Raw genomic sequence first — 18,126 nt, 5'->3', positions numbered from 1 at the left:
GCCGCATGGCGCGCAGTTTCCGGATGCGTAGCGCGTCGGGCCATGCCTCATTCGCCATCGTCTTCTTCCAATGCCAGTTCGTCGCTACGCAGGCCGCTGCGCGCGCCCCAGTGGTAGATGAACAACGCGATCACCGCCACGCTCAAGGTATCGAACGGATGCGTGATCCAGCCATGCCCACCGAAGGTGCCGGCCCAGGACACCGCCATTACCAGGACGAAGAACACGATCAACCACAGCGATGCACGCACCTGCCGCAGCAGGCGCGTACGCCCCTCACGCGACGGCAGGCGGTACAGCACGTACAACGCGAACGCGGCGACCTGCAGCCCGAGCAGCCACGACACGGTCCGCCACGTGGACCAGTACACGATCAACGCGGCCACGATGAACGCCAACGGCCCCAGCACGCTCAGGCCGCGCACCAGGAACGGCCGCGGCAGGTCCGGCGCACTGCGGCGCAGCGCCGCGACCGTCACCGGTGCCACCGCATAGCTCAGCACCAGCGCTGCCGATACCACCCCGATCAGCGTTTCCCACGACGGGAACGGCAGCGTCCAGAAGATCGACAGGCCCAGGCTCAACCACAATGCCGGCCGCGGAATGCCCGAGACCGGGTCCACCCGTGTCAGCGCAGGAAAAAAGCCGCCGCTGCGCGCCCAGCCATACACCACGCGCGGGGTGGCATTCATGTAGATATTGCCGGTGCCGCTGGGGGAGACGATCGCATCGCAGATCACCAGCGCGGCCAGCCAGGCCATGCCCAGGGCCAGCGCGATGTCGTGGTAAGGCAGCGCGAATGCCTTGTCGATGCCGCTCCAGCCCTGCGCCAGCTGCGCGGCCGGAATGCTGCCCAGGAACGCCAGCTGCAGCAGTACGTAGATCACGGTGGACAACGCCACCGAGAGGATCAGCGCGATGGGAATATTGCGTTGCGGATCGCGCACCTCGCTGGCCACCGACACGATCGGCGTCAGTCCCAGGTAGGCAAAGATGATACCGCCGGCAGAGATCGCTGCCTCGACCCCGGCCATGCCCGATGGCGCAAACCCGTGCATGCTCAGGTTGCCCTCATCGAAGTGCTGCATCAGCAGCACGATCACCAGAATCGGCACCAGGAACTTGAAAATGCTGACGATGTTGTTGGCCAGCGCGAAGGTCTTGACGCTGAAGTAGTTGAGCAGGAAGAACAGCACCAGCAAGGCCAGCTGCACCAGCCAGCCCCAGAGGCTGGGATGGGTGCTGCCGGGCTGGCTCAGCCACGGAAACCACGCCGCCGCATATTGCCGCGCGGCCTCCACTTCGATCGCAATCAGACTGGAAAATGCGATCAAGGTGATGAAGCCGGTCAGCGAACCGAGCAAGGGGCCGTGCGAATACTCCGGGTAGCGCACCACCCCACCGGCACGCGGCAACGCCGCGCCCAGTTCGCAATAGACCAGCCCCAGCAACAACACCGCGATGCCGCCGAGGATCCACGAGACGATGCCGGCCGGCCCGGCGATCGAGGACACGTGGCTGGCCGAGAACAGCCACCCCGAACCGAAGATCGAGCCCAGGCCGATGAAGGTCAGGTCGGTCAGGCTCAGCCGCTTATGGAACTTGCCTTGCGTGGTCGCACCCTGTGTGGTCATGACTGGCCCCGAAAGAATGGAAAGCGCGCGTGTTACGGAAGCTGGCGTGGTGCTGCACAAGGCGATGTGGCTGCCGGTGGGTTACGGTGTACTCCCTCGAGCGCCGATGGCCTGGCGCCAGCGATGGCGTGCTTGCGAAAGCGAAGCCGATGCGCTTGCGTGGCCGCGCGCAGGGCGGCACTCACTCATCCGCAGCGCTCCCTGCTCCTGCATCGGAGGATGCCGCCGCGGCATCGTCCGGATACGGCGATGCGCCGCCGTCGGCGATGAAGCGATCGATGCGCGCTTCCAGCACCGGCAGCGGCACCGAGCCGGTCTGCAGCACCGCATCGTGGAAGTGGCGCAGATCGAACTTCTCGCCCAGTGCCACCTCGGCCTTGCGCCGCAATTCGAGGATCTTCAGCTCGCCCAGGTAATACGACAGTGCCTGCCCCGGCCAGGCGATGTACCGATCCACCTCGGTGGTGACTTCATGCTCGCTCAGCGCGGTGTTGTCGCGCAGGTAGGCCTGCGCCTGTTCGCGCGTCCAGCCGGCGTGGTGAATGCCGGTGTCGATCACCAGGCGGCAGGCGCGCCACATCTGGTAGGTGAGATAGCCGAAGCGATCATAGGGCGTGTCGTACAGGCCCATCTCCTGGCCCAGGTACTCCGAATACAAGGCCCAGCCTTCGCCATAGGCGGAGATATAGCCATGACGGCGAAACGCCGGCAGATCCTGCGCTTCGGCCGCCAGCGGCATCTGCAGCGCATGCCCGGGCGAGGATTCGTGCAGGGTCAGCGCGGTCAGGTTGTACAGCGGCCGTGACGGCAGGTTGTAGGTGTTGACCAGATAGATGCCAGGCCCGCCGCGGCCACCGGTATAGAACGGCGCCAACGCCGGCGGTACCGGTTCGATGGCGAAGCGGCGACGCGGCAGGCGGCCGATGTAATCGCCTACCTTGGCATCCACGCGCTTGGCGATCCACGCCGCCTGCTTGAGCAGTTCCTCCGGCGTCTTGGCATAGAACTGCGGGTCGGTGCGCAGGAACTGCAGAAACGCCGGGAACACCGCCTGCCCGGCCGGCGGCTTGAAGCCGCTGTCCACGATGGTGGCGTCCATCTGCGTGCGCAGCTTGGCGACCTCCTGCAAGCCGATCCGGTGGATCTGCTCGGGGCTCAGGTCCAGCGTGGTGAACTCGCGGATCTGCGCGCGGTAATAGGCCTTGCCATCGGGCAAGGCCTCGCCGGCCAGCGTGGTGCGCGCACGCGGCTGATACTCGCTACGGATGAAGTGCAGCAAGCGGGCGTAAGCCGGTATCACCTGTGTGTCGATGGTCTGCACCGCCTGCTGGCGCAACTGCGCCTGCAACGGCGCCGGCAGCGTGGCCGGCAGTTGCTTGAACGGGGCGTAGAACGGGTTGGCCTGCCCCCTGGCCTGCACCACATCGGCGATGGATTGATCGCGCCCGCGCAGCGTGACCTTCGGCTGGCTGAATCCCCGTGCCAGCCCCGCGCGCATGTTGGCAGTGTGCTCGTCGAAGTAGCGCGGGATATCGGCCAGCATCGTCAGATAGCGCTGATAGTCCTCACGCGTGCGCAGCGTGGCTTTTGCACTGAAGCCAAGGTCGCTCCAGAACGCGGAGTCGCTATTGAAGGGCATTTCCCAGGCGCGGTAGCGCTGCTGGTCCAGCAATACCTGCAGCTGCTGCCGATACACCTGGTAATTCACACTCTGCTCGGCCGACAACTGCGCCTGCGGGATGGCATCCAGCTCTTCCAATGCCTGTTGCCAGTACGCAGTGCGCTGGTTCTGGCTCGCCACATCGACCCTGGGCAGATGGTCGGACTGCTGCTGGGTGGCCTGGTTGTCTTCGTCCACCGCACCGGACAGCTGTGCCTGCCGCCACTGCCATTCGCGTGTGTACAAGGCCTTGAAGCGGGACGCAGCCGTGCCCTGCGCAGTTGGCACGGGCGTGTCTGCATGCGCCTGCACGGGCGCGCCGCAAAGGCTGGCGGCCATCAGCAGGCCAAGCGCGCCACACCGCCAGGCGCTGCTCACTTGGCCGCTCCCGCGCTCGTCCTGGCCTGCGCGATCCACTGCCGCACCCGCTGCTGCAGCAGCGCCAATGGCATCGCGCCGCCGCCCAGCACCGCGTCGTGGAAGGCGCGGATATCGAAGCGCTCGCCGAGCGCCTGTTCGGCTTCGGTGCGCAGCGCCAGGATCTGCAGCTGGCCGAGCTTGTAGCCCAGCGCCTGGCCCGGCCAGACGATGTAGCGATCGGTTTCGGACTGGATGCTGGGTTCGTCGTCGGATGGATGCGCGTGGAAGAAGTCCACCATCTGCTGGCGCGTCCAGCGCTTGTAATGCACCCCGGTGTCCAGCACCAGGCGATTGGCGCGCAGCAGCTCGCCGGATAGCCGGCCGTAGTCGTTGTACGGGTCCTTGAAGAAGCCGATCTCCTTGCCGAGCCGCTCGGAGTACAGCGCCCAGCCTTCGATGTAGGCGTTGTAGCCGGCTTGCTGGCGGAACGGCGGCAACGGCAGCGTCTGCGCGAGCGAGATCTGCAGGTGATGGCCGGGCACGCCTTCGTGGTAGGCGGTGGTTTCGATATTGATCAGGGTGCGGCTGGCGAAGTCGCTGGTGTTGACCTTCACGATTGCCGGCTTGGTGCCTTGCGGATTGCTTTGCCAGTATTCGGCACCGGGCGCGGTACGCCGGAACGCCGGCATCGCCTGCACCTCCAGCGGGGTCTTGGGCAGGTGTCCGAACAACTTGGGCAGCTCCGGTTCCATCGCGGCGATGTACTGGCGGTATTGCTGCAGGATCTGCTCGCCGGAGGTGGCGAAGTGGCGTTTGTCGGTTTCCACCGCCTTGCGGAAGCTGGCCAGGTCGGCAAACCCCTGCGCCTTGGCGATCACCGCCATCTCGCCTTCGATGCGCGCAACCTCCTGCAGGCCGATCTGGTGGATTTGCTCCGGCGCCATGTCGGTGGTGGTCTGGGTGTGGATGGCATAGCGGTAGCGGCGCTCGCCGTCGGGCAGCGACCACAGGCCTTCGGAGCTGCGGCCCTGCGCGGCGTATTCGTCGCGCACGAAGGCGGCCAGCTTGGCGTAGGCCGGGCGGACCTGCTGGTCGATCGCCGCCAGCAATTGCTTGCGCAGTGCATCGCGCTGGTCGGCAGGCACCGCCGCATCGAGTTTCTTCAATGGCGAGGCGAACGGGCTCTGCGCGCCGGTCAGCGCGGCGATCTTGTCGATCTGTTCGGGCAGGCGCTCCAGCAGGTAGCGCGGCTGCACCAGCCCGTCCTTGGCCCCTTGGCGCGAGACTGCGATGACCTGGTCGATCACGCCCGGAATGGCCTGCAGCCGCGTGATGTAGTCCTGATAATCCTTGGCGTTCTCGAATGGGAACGCATCGCCGTAGCCGGCCAGTGCCAGCTGGATGCCGCCAACCGGCTCCAGCGGCATCGCATAGGTCTTGAGGTCGATGCCCTCGAGCGTGTCGCGCAACTGGCCCAGCATCATCTGCAGGCTGAGCTGGCGCTGTTCGTCCAGCGCCTTGGCGTCCACCGCCTCGAATTGCTTGAGCAAATCGGCAGTGGCGGCGCGTTCGGCTTGCACGGCCTCCAGCGAATAGTCGCTCCAGCGATCGTTATAGCGCTTGTCGCCGATGATGCTGGCGAACTCGGGGTAGTGCTGCAGCTGGTATTGCCACTGTTTGTCCAGCAGCGCATCGAACGCCTTGGCGGCCTGTTCGTCGCTGGACGCGGCGACCGCGGCTGCGGTCTTCTCAGCAACGGGTGGCGCCGGCTTGCAGGCGGTGAACAATGCGGCGGCAAGCAGGCCGACGGCGACAGGACGCAGGTGATTCATGCAGTTGCTCCAAGATGCAATGGCGGCTGTAGGAGCGCGCCCGAGCGCGCATGGCATTGGTCGGGCACCCATCGCGCCCGGGTGCGCTTCTACGCGTGCGCGAGCCGGTGCAGGCTCATGCAAACGGTTGGTCGATCGCCGGCGACGGCGGCGTGAACCACTGCGCGCCGGCATCGGTGACATGGAAATGATCTTCCAGGCGCACCCCGAACTGGCCCGGTACCACGATCATCGGTTCGTTGCTGGCGCACATGCCCGGCTGCAGCGGCAACGGGTTGCCGCGCACCAGATACGGCGCTTCGTGGATCGCCAGGCCGCAGCCATGGCCGGTGCGGTGTGGCAGCCCGGGCAGCCGGTAGTCCGGGCCCAGCCCCGCCGCCTCCAGCACCGCGCGCGCCGCCTGGTCCACCGCCTCGCACGCCACGCCAGGGCGGATCGCCGCGAACGCCGCCGCCTGCGCGGCCTGTTCCAGGTCCCAGATGCGCCGCTGCGCATCGCTGGGCGTGCCGTAACTCCAGGTGCGGGTGATGTCGGAGTGGTAACCCTGCACGGTGCAGCCGGTGTCGATCAGCACGAGTTCCCCTTCGCGCAGCTGCTGCACACCGGGAATGCCGTGCGGAAACGCAGTGGCGTGGCCGAACTGCACGATGCAGAAGGTCGAGCCGTTGTCCGCGCCCAGCGCGCGATGGGCCTCATCGATGAAGCGCACCAGTTGATCGGTGCCGATGCCTTCGTGCGCGATGCCGGCAGCCAGGCGCTGCACCAGCAGGGTCATGTCGCAGGCCTGCTGCATCAGCGCCAACTCGGCCGGCGACTTGCACATGCGGCAGCCGTCGACGATGGCGCCCGCATCGCGGATGGCGGTGCCCAGGTGCGCGCGCAGGCCGGTATGCACGGCAAAGGCGACACCCGGATCCAATGCCAGCGCACGCGTACGGCGCTCATCCATGACCTGCACAACCAAGGCATACGGGTCTTCGTGTTCCTCCCACAGCCGCTTGCTCACCGGAATCTGCAGTACCGCGTCCAGCGAGCCTTCCTCGAAGGCCGGGCAGATCAGCGCCGGGTCGGCATCCAGCGTCAGCAGCATCGCCACCAGGCGCTCGCTTGCGCCCCAGGCCACGCCAGTGAAATAGCGCAAGGAAGTGCCGGCGCCGATCAACAGCGCATCCACGCCATGCGCACGCATCAGTCCGCGTGCGCGCTCGATGCGCTGCGCGTATTCGGCAGCCGCGATCGGCGCGGCGCGCTGCGTCCACGGGGCCAGCTGCGCGCGCGCCTGCTGCAGCGACAGCCCGCCAATCTGGCGACTCATGCGCCCACTCCCACATCCGCGGTGCTCCACTGCCCGTCCACCAGGCGTGCCACGCCGCCAGGATTGCGCTGGCGCAGTTCCACCGGCAGCAGCGCATCCGGTACCGCGTCGTAGCTGTGCAGGGCGGCGAAGCGGCGGATCGCGCCCGGCATGCCGACGGCGGTGAAGCCCGGGTGCCCCGTACTCGGGAATGGGCCGCCATGATTCTGTGCCGCGCTCACTGCCACGCCGGTCGGCATCTTGCTGTTGATCAGCCGCCCCACCCGCGCGCGCAGCACCGGTGCGATCGCCTGCCAGGCCGCATCGTCACTGCCATCGGCGGCGCGGTACAGCGTGCCGGTGAGGTTGCCTTCGAACGCAGCCGCCACCTGCGCCATCTGCGCGCTGTCCTGTGCACGCACCAACAGACTCACCGGGCCGAACGCCTCGCTCTGCAGCGCCTGCGGATCGGCAAGGAACGCCTGCGCATCCACGCTGAGCAAGGTCGGCGCGTAGCGAAAGCCGTCTTCGCCGGTATGTCCGCCGGCCAGCAGCGCTGCACCGGCCGCACGCAGACCGGCCACGCCGTGCTGCACGCCTTCGACCCCCGCGGCGGAGAACAGCACCATCGGCACCGCCGCGTCGAAATGCGCCTTGGTGGCTGCGACAAAGGCATCGCCTGCCGCGCCGTGCGGCACCACCACCACCCCAGGATTGGTGCAGAACTGCCCGCTGCCCAGTGTGCACGAGGCGAAGAACTCCTGCGCCAGCGCATCGCCGCGCTCGGCCAGCGCCCCCGGCAACAGGAAGACCGGATTGACGCTGGACAGCTCGGCATAGCACGGCACGCCGGCCGCATCGGCAGCGGCCTTCAATGCCAGCCCGCCGGCGCGGCTACCGGTGAATCCGATCGCCCCCAGCCGCGCATCGCCGGCCAGCCGCAGACCGGTGGCGTTGTCGAAGTGATACAGCAGTTGCACCGCCGCAGCCGGCAGGCCCGCCGCAAGCAAGGCGGTGTGCGCAAGCTGCGCCATGCGCTGGCTGGTGGCCGGATGCAGCGGATGCGCCTTGGCGATCACCGGATTGCGCGCGGCAATGGCCGAAGCGAAATCGCTGCCGGCAATCGCATTGAAGGCGAATGGGAAATTGTTCGGGCCAAACACCAGCACCGGCTTGCCCAGCGGTGCCAGATGCGAACGCAGATCGGCAGCGGTGTCGATGATGGGTTGGGTCCAGCTGTAGCTGCGCACCGCCTGTGCGGCCTGACGCAACTGCCCGCTGGTGCGCGGCAACTCGTTGCCACGCAGCCGCGTGGGGGCCGGCAGTGCAGTCTCGGCATGCGCCAGCGCGACCAGGGCATCGGCATCGGCATCCAGCGCGTCGGCATAGCCGTCGAGAAAGGCCGCGATGCGCGCGGCGGGTGCGCCCGCCAGTTCGCTTGCCACCGCCTGTGCGGCGCGCAGCGCGGTCTCGATGTCGTCGGCATCGCTGATCGGAAACAACGGGCCGATCGGCTCGCCGGTGGTGGGATCGGCGGCGCGAAAGCTGCCTGTCGCCGCATGGCTGGGCCGCCATTGGCCGGCGAGCAGAATGGGTTGCAGCGTGTCGTTCATTGCAGCACCTTCGATTGCGTGGAATGGGCCGCTGCGCGATGTGCCGCGGCGACCCACCAGGGAGGCGATATGGAGGACCTCGTGCGGACGACCTCCATGGCGATCACCATGCGGCCACCGTGCAGGCAGCGGCGCCCCGACGCCACCTGCCGACAGCGCGTGGCATCGCGCAGCGTCGTGTTGGCTGCGCGCTCACGCCAGCCTGGGCGCATGCGCGATGGCGTGGTCGATCACCTTCAACGCCGCCTCGCGTTCGGCACCGGCCACCACCAACCGGGGCGCGCGCACATGTTCGCTGCCCATGCCCACTTTCGCCTGCACCAGCTTGATCAACTGCACGAAGGTGGGCACGGTATCCAGGCGCAGCAACGGCAGGAACCAGTTGTACAGCTCCCTGGCGGCGGGGTAACCGCCATCGCGGGCCAGTTCGAACAGGCGCACCGATTCCTCCGGATACGCATTGACCAGGCCGGCGATCCAGCCCTTGGCACCCATGCTCAGGCCTTCGACGATGGCATCGTCCATGCCCACCAGCAGCGCCAGACGATCGCCCAGCAATTCCTGCAGTGCGGCGAAGCGGCGCACGTCGCCGGAGGATTCCTTCACTGCCTGCAGGTTCGGGAATTCGCCGGCCAGCTCGGCGATCTGCGCCGGGCCGAAGTCGGTCTTGTAGGCCACCGGATTGTTGTACAGGATCACCGGCAGGTCGGTTGCGCCGATCACCGCACGCACATGCGCGCCCATCTCACGCCAGTCGGTGGAGTACACGTACGGCGGCAGCACCATCAAGCCGCCGCAGCCGATCTCCTTGGCCGCCTTGGCCAGCGCCACCGCCTCGCCGGTGGCCAGGCTGGCGATGCCCGGCACCACCGGCACGCGGCCGTTCAATGCCGCCACCAGCGTGCGCAGGATGGCCAGCTTGTCGTCCACGCTCAAGGTGGCCGCCTCGCCCAACGAGCCCAGCGGCACGATCGCGGTGCAGCCGGCATCCACCAGCTGGTTGGCGTGCTTGCCCAGGAAGTCGTGGTCGATCGCGCCATCGGCGGTGAACGGGGTGGTGATGGCCGGCAATACGCCGTGCCAGAACGCAGCAATGCTCATGGAAGATTCCCTTGCGAGTCGGAAGTGAAGGAGTCGGCCAGCGCCGCGAGGCGGACCGGGAACAACGGCGGCCGGCGGCCGGCATCGGTGGAAAGCGCAGGCAGGCAGCGGCCCAATTCGGTCAGTGCAGTGCCGCAGATGCGGCCCTGGCAGGCGCCCATGCCGCAACGCGAAGCCAGCTTGGCGTCGCGCGCATCGTTGAAGTTGTCCAGCGCGCCCAGCGGCACGTCTTCGCAACGGCAGACCAGCGTATCGGCCTGCGCCAGCGCATGGATGCGCCGGTCCAGGGCGAACTGCTGCTGCAACAACGCAGCGAAGGCGCGCGCCGTGTGTCGACGTGCCTGCAGGCGTAGCGCATGCTCCGGCGCATCGGCCGCCATATGCCCGGCCATGGCGCCCTCGACCAACGCGCAGTCGCGTCCACCGATCCCGCAGGCTTCGCCAGCGGCGAATACCTGCACGACGCTGGTGCGCAGCAGTGCATCCACCTGCACCTGCTGGTGCGCGCCGCACGCCTGCAATTGGCAGCCCAGCAATTGCGCAAGCTCGACGTTGGGCACCAGGCCATAGCCCACCGACAATTGATCGCAGGCGATGCGCGTACGGCCGGCAGGCCCGTCGAGTTCCACTTCGCGCAGGTGCGTGTCGCCATGTGCGGCAACGACGATGCTGCCGGCGCGGTACGCCACCGCGCGCAGCTGCAGGCGCAAGGCGGCCGCCTGCGCCGCCTTGCCCGGCCAGCGCCACAACTGCAGCGCGAACCGGCGCAACGCGGCGGCCGAGCTCTGTTCGTGAATGCCGAGCACCTGCGCGCCATGCCGCTGCAAGGTGGCCGCGCTGGCCAGCAGCAAGGGGCCGCTCCCGGCCACCAGCACCCGCTTGCCGGCCAGCGGCCAGCCCTGTTTGGCCAAGGCCTGCGCCGCGCCCGCGCCGGTGACGCCGGGCAAGGTCCATCCCGGAAACGGCAGCAGCAGCTCGCGGGCGCCGGTCGCCAGCACCAGCGCGGCGTAATGCAATTGCAGCGCGCCCTGCGGGCCGTCGGCCAGCAGCCAGCCCGGCTGCGCCAGCACGATCTGGGTCTGCGTCAGCAGCGTGATCGCGGCGTTGTCGCACACCTGCCGCAACAACGCGCGCGCCGCATGCGGTGCGCCGTAGCGCACATCGCGGCGCCACACCTGGCCGCCCGCGCGCGGCTGCATGTCCACCACGCCCACGCGCGCGCCATGGCCGGCAGCCGCTCGCGCTGCGGCCAGTCCGGCCGGACCGGCACCGATCACCAACACGTCGAAGCGCTGGACCGGATCAGCCATCGGTGCGCACCTGCATGCCATCACGCGCCTCCACCAAGCAGGCGCGCTGCTGGCCGATCCCGTCGATCCGCACCCGGCATTCGAAACACACGCCCATGCCGCAGAGCGGTGCGCGCGGTTGCCCGCCGCTGGACCGACGAAACTGCAGCGTGGCCTGCGCCACCGCGGCCGCCACGCTGGCGCCAGCCGGCACCTCCACCGGCTGCGCATCCACCTGCAGGCGCACCGTGGTCGCGCTCATGCCAGCTGCCCCTGCAGCGCCCGCACCGGCGCGTAAGGCGTCGGGTCGATGACCGGCGTGCGCCCGAGCAGGCTGTCCACGATCACCCGTGCGCTCCCCAGCGCCGTGGTGACGCCCAGTCCCTCGTGTCCCGCCGCCACCCACACATCGCGCCGGCCGGGCACCGCCCCAAGATACGGCCGCCCGTCGGGCGTGGCTGGACGCAGACCGGTCCACACGCGGATCGCCTGCAGTTCGCGCAGCACCGGCAGGTAGGCGAAGGCCCGCTGCAGCATCCGCTGCAGCACCGGCATCGACAGCGCACGATCGGGGTCGCCGAACTGCCGCGAGGAACCGATCAGGATCTGCCCGGTCGGCCGCGGCTGCACATTGAAGGCCACGCTGGTGGCGTCGGCCCCATGCGCCGAATCGGCATAGCCCAGTTCCAGCAATTGATGCCGGATCAGGCCGGGATGGCGATCGGTGATGACCAGATGGCCCTTGCGCGGGCGCAGGGGCAGCTCGGGCAACAGCTGCGGCAGCGCCACGCCACTGGCCACCAACACCGGCCCGGCGAGCACCTGCCCATCGTCCAGACGCACCGCGTGTTCCTGCAACTGCGCCACGCGGCGGCCGGCGAACAACCGCGCGCCCGCGCTACAGGCCAGGCTCACCAGATGCCGCGCCACCCGCGGCGGATACACCACGGCTTCGTCCGGTACCCGCATGCCGCCGGCCAGGCCGGGTGCCAACTGCGGCTCCAAAGCGTACAGCTGCTGCGTATCGACGGCCTGCGCCTGCAGTCCGGCGTCCGCCAGCCGGGCGATCTTGGCCGGCACCGCCGCCAGTTCGCGTGCATCGCGCGCCACCCACAGCGTGCCGCAACGGCTGAACTCGGCGTCCTCGAGGTGCGCGAAGCGCTCCCACAGCCGCAGCGAATACGCCGACAACGCCAGCTCGGCCGGATCGTCGTCCATCGCCACCAGATGCCCCATCGCCGCTGCCGTGGAGCCGCCCCCGATCGGCCCCGGCTCGACGATCGCCACCCGCAAGCCCTCGCTCGCGGCGGCCTCGGCGCAGGCGGCACCGACGATGCCGGCGCCGATCACGATCAGGTCATAGCTGCGTCGCGTGGAAGCGGCCGAGGAAGCGGATGAGGATGTGGGAGCGACGCCTACTGCCGGCGCGGAGGTCGACGCAGGCTGCCCCACGGACGCCCCGGACATCGCCGCAGACACCGCAACTGCCGACGGCGTGGCCGACGCAACCACCGGCGTGGGCCGCACGGCCTCCATCAGGCCACGATGCCCCAGGCGAACGGATCGGCCGGGTCGATGACCAGCTGCGAGCGCGCGGTGATGTACGCCCGTCCGCTAATGCGCGGCGCAATGCCGCGCCCGCTCAGGCGGTAGCTGCCTTCGAAGGCGCTGCCCAGAATGCCCTGCTGCACCCAGCGCTCGCCTTCGTCCAGCTTGCCGTCGGCGGCCAGGCAGGCCAGCTTGGCGCTGGTGCCGGTGCCGCAGGGTGAGCGGTCGTAGGCCAGCCCCGGGCACAGCACGAAATTGCGCGCCACGCCGGAGCCGTCCGGAGCGAGCCCATTGACCTCGATATGGTCGATCTCGCCCCCCGCCTCGCCGGTGATGCCGGCTGCCTGCAAGGCCAGCCGGACCGCTTCGGTGTAAGCGGTCAGCTCGCGCTGATGCGCCAGGTCCAGCACGCACGGCGCCTGTTCGGTGATGAAGAACCAGTTGCCGCCCCAGGCCACATCGCCACGCACCCGCCCGTACCCCGGCACCTCCACCTCCACGCCAGCGGCCAGACGGTAACTCTCGACGTTGTCCACCCACACCGTGCCATCGGCGGCCAGCTCCACCCCCACGGTGCCGACCGGGGTTTCGATGCGGTGCTGGCCGGGCGCGATGCGCCCCAGCTCGGCCAGGGTACGCACCACGCCGATGGTGCCGTGGCCACACATTCCCAGATAGCCCACGTTATTGAAGAAGATCACCCCGGCGCAGGCGCCCGGGTCGCTTGGGGGCAGCAACAGCGCGCCGACCATGGTGTCCGAACCGCGCGGCTCGCAGGCGATGGCGCTGCGCCAGCGATCGAACCCGCGGGCGAAGCGTTCGCGGCGCTGCGCCAGGTCGCCAGTGCCCAGATCGGGAAAACCGGCGAGCACCACCCGGGTGGGTTCGCCTGCGGTATGCGAGTCGATGACGTCGAGTATGTGCATGCCCCATGCTCCCACTGCCGACCCGCGAGCGACTAGCGTGCAATGCGAAGTGAAAATGCGGAAATCCGCATAATGTCCGTCGCGTTCCGCGACCGCGCGTTTACGTTAGGATCGGTGACCGGTCGCACCTGTCGTGCGGCCGTCAATCTGCGATCGCCACCATGACCCCGATGGACCTCAATCTTCCCGCGCTGGAAATGCAGACGCTGTTCGACGCGCTGCCGGACGTGGTGTTCTTCATCAAGGATGGGCAGGGCCGCTACACCCATTGCAACCTCACCCTGGTGCGTCGGCTCGGGCGCAAGCTGCGCAGCGAGATCATCGGCCAGTCGCCACTGGAAGTGTTTCCGTTGCCGCTGGGCGGCAGCTACATGATGCAGGACCGCCGCGTGCTGCTTGGCGAGCTCATCGACAACCAGCTGGAAGTGCATCTGTACCCCAACCGGCTGCCCGGCTGGTGCCTGACCTTCAAGCGCCCGTTGTGCGAGGCCAACGAGGTGATCGGCGTGGTCGGCATCTCGCGCGACCTGGGGCAGCCCGACAGCCGTCACTCGGCCTACGAACGCCTGAGCCAGGTGATGGATCACATGCAGAACAACTTCGGCGACAACCTGCGCGTACAGGCATTGGCCGATCTGGCCGGGCTGTCGGTGGCGCAGCTGGAGCGGCATTTCCGCCGCGTGTTCCAGGTCACTCCGCAGCAGTTGCTGACCAAGCTGCGCATCGAATCGGCGATGCGACTGCTGTACGGCGACGACAGCATCGCCAGCATCGGCCAGCGCTGCGGCTTCGCCGACCAGAGCGCATTTGCGCGCCAGTTCAAGGCCACCGTGGGCATGACACCGCGCGATTACCGCACGCTCAAGGGCCAGTTGTAAGCGCACGCGCAGACCGCCCAGGCATGGCGGCTGCGCGCGCTCCCCCGGTCCCCTATGCCCGTTGCGACCCGGCGGCGCCGGCATAACCGCGCGCTTGCCGCTGCCGGTCTGCCGCAAGCCCCCTGACACACGCTGCCACAAATGCAGAATTCGGCAGCATGGCCGACATCGGCGAGGGGCGCCTCCAGAGCCTGCGACCGGGCGTGGCGACGATCGCGTCAGGGTCGGCCGACACCCGGATGGTAGACTCCCGGGTTTCCCCCACTGCGTTGCCAATGGCCAGCTTTTTCCGCCGCAACAAGCCAACTTCGCTCGACAGTACGCGCACCTCGCGTTACAGCCTGGAAGAACTGGCAGCCGCATTCCCCACCGCGCCTGCCGAAGCCACGCCGCCCCCTGCGCAACCCGGCACAGCGCCGGCTGCACAGCCCGCCCCCGCACCTGTCCCGGCGGCCAGCGAGACACCCGCTCCTCCGGCGCACCCCACCGCTGCGCCGGCAGCCACGCCAGCCGATCAGTTGGCCCGCGACATCGCCGCGCGCACCGGCCAGGCACAAAGCGTCGCCGCCGTACCGAGCGCACCGCCCCCCGCGGCCACGCCCGCACCGTCTGCCCTGCAGGCACTGCCGGATCCTGTACCGACCGCCCCGACCAGTGCGCCGACGCCGGTGGTGGTTGCACCGGTCGTGATCCCAGGCCACGCGGCTGCGCCGCCGCCCACGGACGCAGCACCGGCGGCCGGCGCGCCGGTGCAGCCGGCAGAGCCCGCTCCGCCGCTCCTGGCGCCTGCCCCGCCCGCTGCCATCCCACCGGTCACGGCACCGCCGGCCATCGTGCCGCCAGCCGCCGCACCAGATCCATTGGCATCGCCAGCCGCCGCGCCCGCTGCAGGCGCGACGCCGGCGGTCACTGCCCCGGCCATCGTCAGCAGCCCGGCGCCGTCCCTTCAGGACACCGACAACGGCGCCGGCGCGCGCGACGCACTGCCTGCGGCGGCGGCCGGCAAACCCGGCTGGCGCGAGCGCCTGCGCAACAGCAGCTTCGCACGCAGCTTCGGCGGCCTGTTCTCGCGCAATCCCAAGCTCGACGACGACCTGCTCGACGAGATCGAAACCGCGCTGATCACCGCCGACGTCGGTATCGGCGCCACCACCGCCCTGGTCGAAGGCCTGCGCAAACGCATGAAGTCGCGCGAATTCGCCGACGCACAGGCGCTGTTCAAGGCCTTGCGCACCGACCTCATCGCGCTGCTGCAGCCGGTCTCCAAGCCGCTGGTCATCGACCGCTCGCTCAAGCCCTTCGTGGTACTCACCGTCGGCGTCAACGGCGTCGGCAAGACCACCACCATCGGCAAGCTGGCCAAACGCTTCAAGGACGAGGGCAATAGCCTGATGCTGGCTGCCGGCGACACCTTCCGCGCCGCCGCAGTGGCGCAGCTGCAGGCCTGGGGCGACCGCAATGGCGTGGCCGTGATCGCGCAGGGCCAGAATGCCGACGCCGCGTCGGTGGCCTTCGATGCCCTGCAGGCGGCAAAGGCGCGCAGCACCGACGTCTTGATCGCCGACACCGCCGGACGCCTGCACACCCAGACCGGGCTGATGAACGAGCTGGGCAAGATCCGCCGCGTGCTCGGCAAGATCGACGCCGCCGCCCCGCACGAAGTGCTGATGGTGATCGACGGCACCACCGGTCAGAACGCCATCTCGCAGCTGCGCCAGTTCCATGCGGCGGTCGGCGTCACCGGCCTGGTGGTGACCAAGCTCGATGGCACTGCCAAGGGGGGTGTGGTGTTCGCGCTCGCCCGCGAATTCGGCATTCCGATCCGCTTCGCCGGCATCGGCGAGCGCCCGGAAGATCTGCGCGTGTTCGACCCGGTCGCGTTCGTCGACGCCTTGCTGCCGGAAGCCCTGGGCGGCTGAGTGGTCGCGGCCTGCCCGCATCTGCAAGCGCTGTACGCACAGGCGTTGCAGGCAGGCTGCACGGTGCGGGAGGTGTCCTGCAACTGGTCGCGTGCCAACCGGGTACTGGACTTCGCACAGCCCTTGCCGGCGGCGTTGCGCGAGCAGGCGCCGCACGATGCGCGGGTGGTCTACTACCACGCACCGGCCGCGCCGCACTGGCCCGGCGATGAAGGCTTCTGCTGCGAGCAATGCCGGGTGGTCCTTGCGTTTCCGCTGCCCTGATGGGCCCTCGCCATCCGCGTAGAACCGAGCCTCCTCCGCCACGACGCCATCGCCGTCCTTCGCCAGCAGACCCCATGCCAGCCGATCAAGCCGCTCCCACTGCCGACGCCTTTGTCGATCGCCTGCTGCACTGGTTCGACGACCACGGTCGCCACGACCTGCCCTGGCAACATCCGCGCACGCCATACCGGGTGTGGCTGTCGGAAATCATGCTGCAGCAGACCCAGGTCGCGGTGGTCGTTCCGTATTTCCAGAAGTTCGTCGCCCGCTTTCCGACCCTGGCCGACCTGGCCGCAGCCGACAACGACACCGTGATGGCGCACTGGGCCGGGCTGGGCTATTACGCACGCGCACGCAATCTGCATGCCGCTGCCAAGCAATGCGTCGCCCTGCACGATGGCACGCTGCCACGCGACATCGATGCCTTGCTCGCGTTGCCCGGCATCGGCCGCAGCACCGCGGGCGCGATCCTCAGCCAGGCCTGGAACGACCGTTTCGCGATCATGGACGGCAACGTCAAACGCGTGCTGACGCGCTTGCACGGCATTGCCGGCTATCCCGGCCTGCCGGTCGTCGAAAAACAGCTGTGGCAACTGGCGACTGCGCATGTCGCGCACGTGCCGGCCGGCCGCCTGGCCGACTACACGCAGGCGCAGATGGATTTCGGCGCCACGCTGTGCACGCGCGCCAGACCGGCCTGCGTGCTGTGCCCGCTGCAGGACGATTGCGTGGCGCGGCGCGATGGCCTGGTGGACGCACTGCCCACGCCCAAGCCCGGCAAATCCTTGCCCGAGCGCGAAGCCACCGCCTTGCTGCTGGAGAACGCCGACAGGCAGATCCTGCTGCAGCGCCGCCCGCCGACCGGCATCTGGGCCTCGCTGTGGACACTGCCGCAGGCCGAGACCGATCGCGGCATGCGCGCATGGTTCGACGAACACGTCGATGGCAACTACGACCGCGCCGACGCAATGCCGCTGATCGTGCACACCTTCAGCCATTACCGGCTGCATCTGCAGCCCTTGCGCATCCGCAAGGTCGCGCTGCGCGCGGCGGTGCGCGACAATGACGATCTACGCTGGGTGGCTCAGGCCGAGCTCGCATCGCTAGGCCTGCCCGCACCGATCCGCAAGCTGCTCGCTACGCTCTGATCGCTTTGAAGGAAATCGCATGTCCCGCACCGTGTTCTGCCAGTACCAGCAATGCGATACCGAAGGTCTGGAGTTCGTGCCCTATCCCGGCGAGCTCGGCCAGCGCGTGTTCGCGCACATCGGCAAGAGCGGCTGGCAGGCATGGCTGGCGCATCAGACCATGCTGATCAACGAAAACCGCCTGTCTCCGCGCGATCCCAAGCACCGCGCCTTTCTGGAAGCAGAGCTGCAGAAGTTCCTGTTCGAGCGCAACGCCGACAAACCCGAAGGCTACGTGGCGCCACTCGGCGAGGAATGATTGCAGCGGGTCGGAGCCGGCGATGCGCGACGCGCCGAGGGTTTCCCCGGCTGCCGCATGACCGCACGATGTCGATACCCCGCCGGTGAGCGGGCCGATCGCAAGCCGCCGTACCAGCCACCTACGATCACGTGAGACACGACTGACCTGGCGCGCGTCGGCACCGCATCGAACCATCGACGGCAATGCGCTCGAACGCCCTGTGCAGCGCATGCTGTTCGCGGTCATGCCGACGTCCGGTCCTGCGCGCAGACGGCCCCCTCGGCAAGCAGTGCGTGGTCCGGCCCGTGACCCCACACCTCGCGCACGCTCGCCAGCCATCGTGCGCTGCACGCGATGTCGTGCAGCGCAGCGCGCAGCGC

At 68.7% G+C, this 18,126-nt stretch carries 15 protein-coding genes; 5 read left to right on the top strand and 10 right to left on the bottom strand.

The features are described 5' to 3' along the window. Positions 1-47: 47 nt before the first annotated feature. The 10 genes from LL964_RS10035 to LL964_RS09990 all read right to left on the bottom strand — a co-directional run bounded on the left by LL964_RS10035 (position 48) and on the right by LL964_RS09990 (position 13,257). Entirely contained in the window at positions 48-1,634 is a 1,587-nt protein-coding gene (locus LL964_RS10035) for an APC family permease (RefSeq protein WP_104587480.1), read from the bottom strand. Positions 1,635-1,815: 181 nt separating this feature from the next. Beyond that, a complete protein-coding gene (locus LL964_RS10030) occupies positions 1,816-3,633 on the bottom strand; it encodes a DUF885 domain-containing protein (protein ID WP_104587637.1) in 1,818 nt (605 codons plus the stop codon). A 35-nt stretch (positions 3,634-3,668) separates the two neighbouring features. After that, positions 3,669-5,486, bottom strand: a complete 1,818-nt coding sequence (locus LL964_RS10025) for a DUF885 domain-containing protein (RefSeq protein WP_146092370.1) — start codon at positions 5,484-5,486, stop codon at positions 3,669-3,671. A 115-nt stretch (positions 5,487-5,601) separates the two neighbouring features. Beyond that, positions 5,602-6,801, bottom strand: a complete 1,200-nt coding sequence (locus LL964_RS10020) for a M24 family metallopeptidase (RefSeq protein ID WP_104587481.1) — start codon at positions 6,799-6,801, stop codon at positions 5,602-5,604. Next, complete coding sequence (locus tag LL964_RS10015; protein WP_104587482.1) at positions 6,798-8,393, bottom strand: aldehyde dehydrogenase family protein; 1,596 nt, start codon at positions 8,391-8,393, stop codon at positions 6,798-6,800. Before LL964_RS10015 ends, LL964_RS10020 begins: the two co-directional genes overlap by 4 nt. Before the next feature lie 192 nt (positions 8,394-8,585). Further along, a complete protein-coding gene (locus LL964_RS10010) occupies positions 8,586-9,494 on the bottom strand; it encodes a dihydrodipicolinate synthase family protein (RefSeq protein ID WP_104587483.1) in 909 nt (302 codons plus the stop codon). Continuing rightward, positions 9,491-10,804, bottom strand: coding sequence for an NAD(P)/FAD-dependent oxidoreductase (locus tag LL964_RS10005; protein WP_208621445.1), 1,314 nt, complete (start codon positions 10,802-10,804; stop codon positions 9,491-9,493). The genes LL964_RS10010 and LL964_RS10005 overlap by 4 nt, the downstream gene beginning before the upstream one ends. After that, positions 10,797-11,045: a 2Fe-2S iron-sulfur cluster-binding protein gene (locus tag LL964_RS10000; protein ID WP_104587485.1), complete on the bottom strand. Its 249-nt coding sequence runs from the start codon at positions 11,043-11,045 to the stop codon at positions 10,797-10,799. Before LL964_RS10000 ends, LL964_RS10005 begins: the two co-directional genes overlap by 8 nt. Continuing rightward, complete coding sequence (locus LL964_RS09995; RefSeq protein ID WP_104587486.1) at positions 11,042-12,319, bottom strand: NAD(P)/FAD-dependent oxidoreductase; 1,278 nt, start codon at positions 12,317-12,319, stop codon at positions 11,042-11,044. The genes LL964_RS10000 and LL964_RS09995 overlap by 4 nt, the downstream gene beginning before the upstream one ends. Further along, entirely contained in the window at positions 12,319-13,257 is a 939-nt protein-coding gene (locus tag LL964_RS09990; RefSeq protein ID WP_104587487.1) for a proline racemase family protein, read from the bottom strand. Before LL964_RS09990 ends, LL964_RS09995 begins: the two co-directional genes overlap by 1 nt. A gap of 161 nt (positions 13,258-13,418) precedes the next feature. On the opposite strand from LL964_RS09990, the gene LL964_RS09985 reads away from it, so the two are divergent. The 5 genes from LL964_RS09985 to LL964_RS09965 all read left to right on the top strand — a co-directional run bounded on the left by LL964_RS09985 (position 13,419) and on the right by LL964_RS09965 (position 17,764). Continuing rightward, a complete protein-coding gene (locus LL964_RS09985; RefSeq protein WP_104587488.1) occupies positions 13,419-14,135 on the top strand; it encodes an AraC family transcriptional regulator in 717 nt (238 codons plus the stop codon). Between the two features lie 275 nt (positions 14,136-14,410). Next, positions 14,411-16,054, top strand: coding sequence for a signal recognition particle-docking protein FtsY (gene ftsY, locus LL964_RS09980; RefSeq protein WP_146092371.1), 1,644 nt, complete (start codon positions 14,411-14,413; stop codon positions 16,052-16,054). A 72-nt stretch (positions 16,055-16,126) separates the two neighbouring features. Continuing rightward, on the top strand, positions 16,127-16,318 hold the full coding sequence (locus tag LL964_RS09975) for a hypothetical protein (protein ID WP_228329429.1): 192 nt from the start codon (positions 16,127-16,129) through the stop codon (positions 16,316-16,318). Between the two features lie 74 nt (positions 16,319-16,392). Then, entirely contained in the window at positions 16,393-17,466 is a 1,074-nt protein-coding gene (gene mutY, locus LL964_RS09970) for an A/G-specific adenine glycosylase (RefSeq protein ID WP_104587490.1), read from the top strand. 19 nt (positions 17,467-17,485) lie between these two features. Next, on the top strand, positions 17,486-17,764 hold the full coding sequence (locus LL964_RS09965) for an oxidative damage protection protein (RefSeq protein WP_104587491.1): 279 nt from the start codon (positions 17,486-17,488) through the stop codon (positions 17,762-17,764). The last annotated feature ends 362 nt before the right edge of the window (positions 17,765-18,126 follow it).

Origin of the sequence: Xanthomonas melonis (assembly GCF_020783655.1) — a bacterium.
Classification (GTDB): Bacteria; Pseudomonadota; Gammaproteobacteria; order Xanthomonadales; family Xanthomonadaceae; genus Xanthomonas; species Xanthomonas melonis.
Note: the sequence above shows the minus strand (reverse complement) of the source record. Positions and strands in the feature narration are given on the sequence as shown.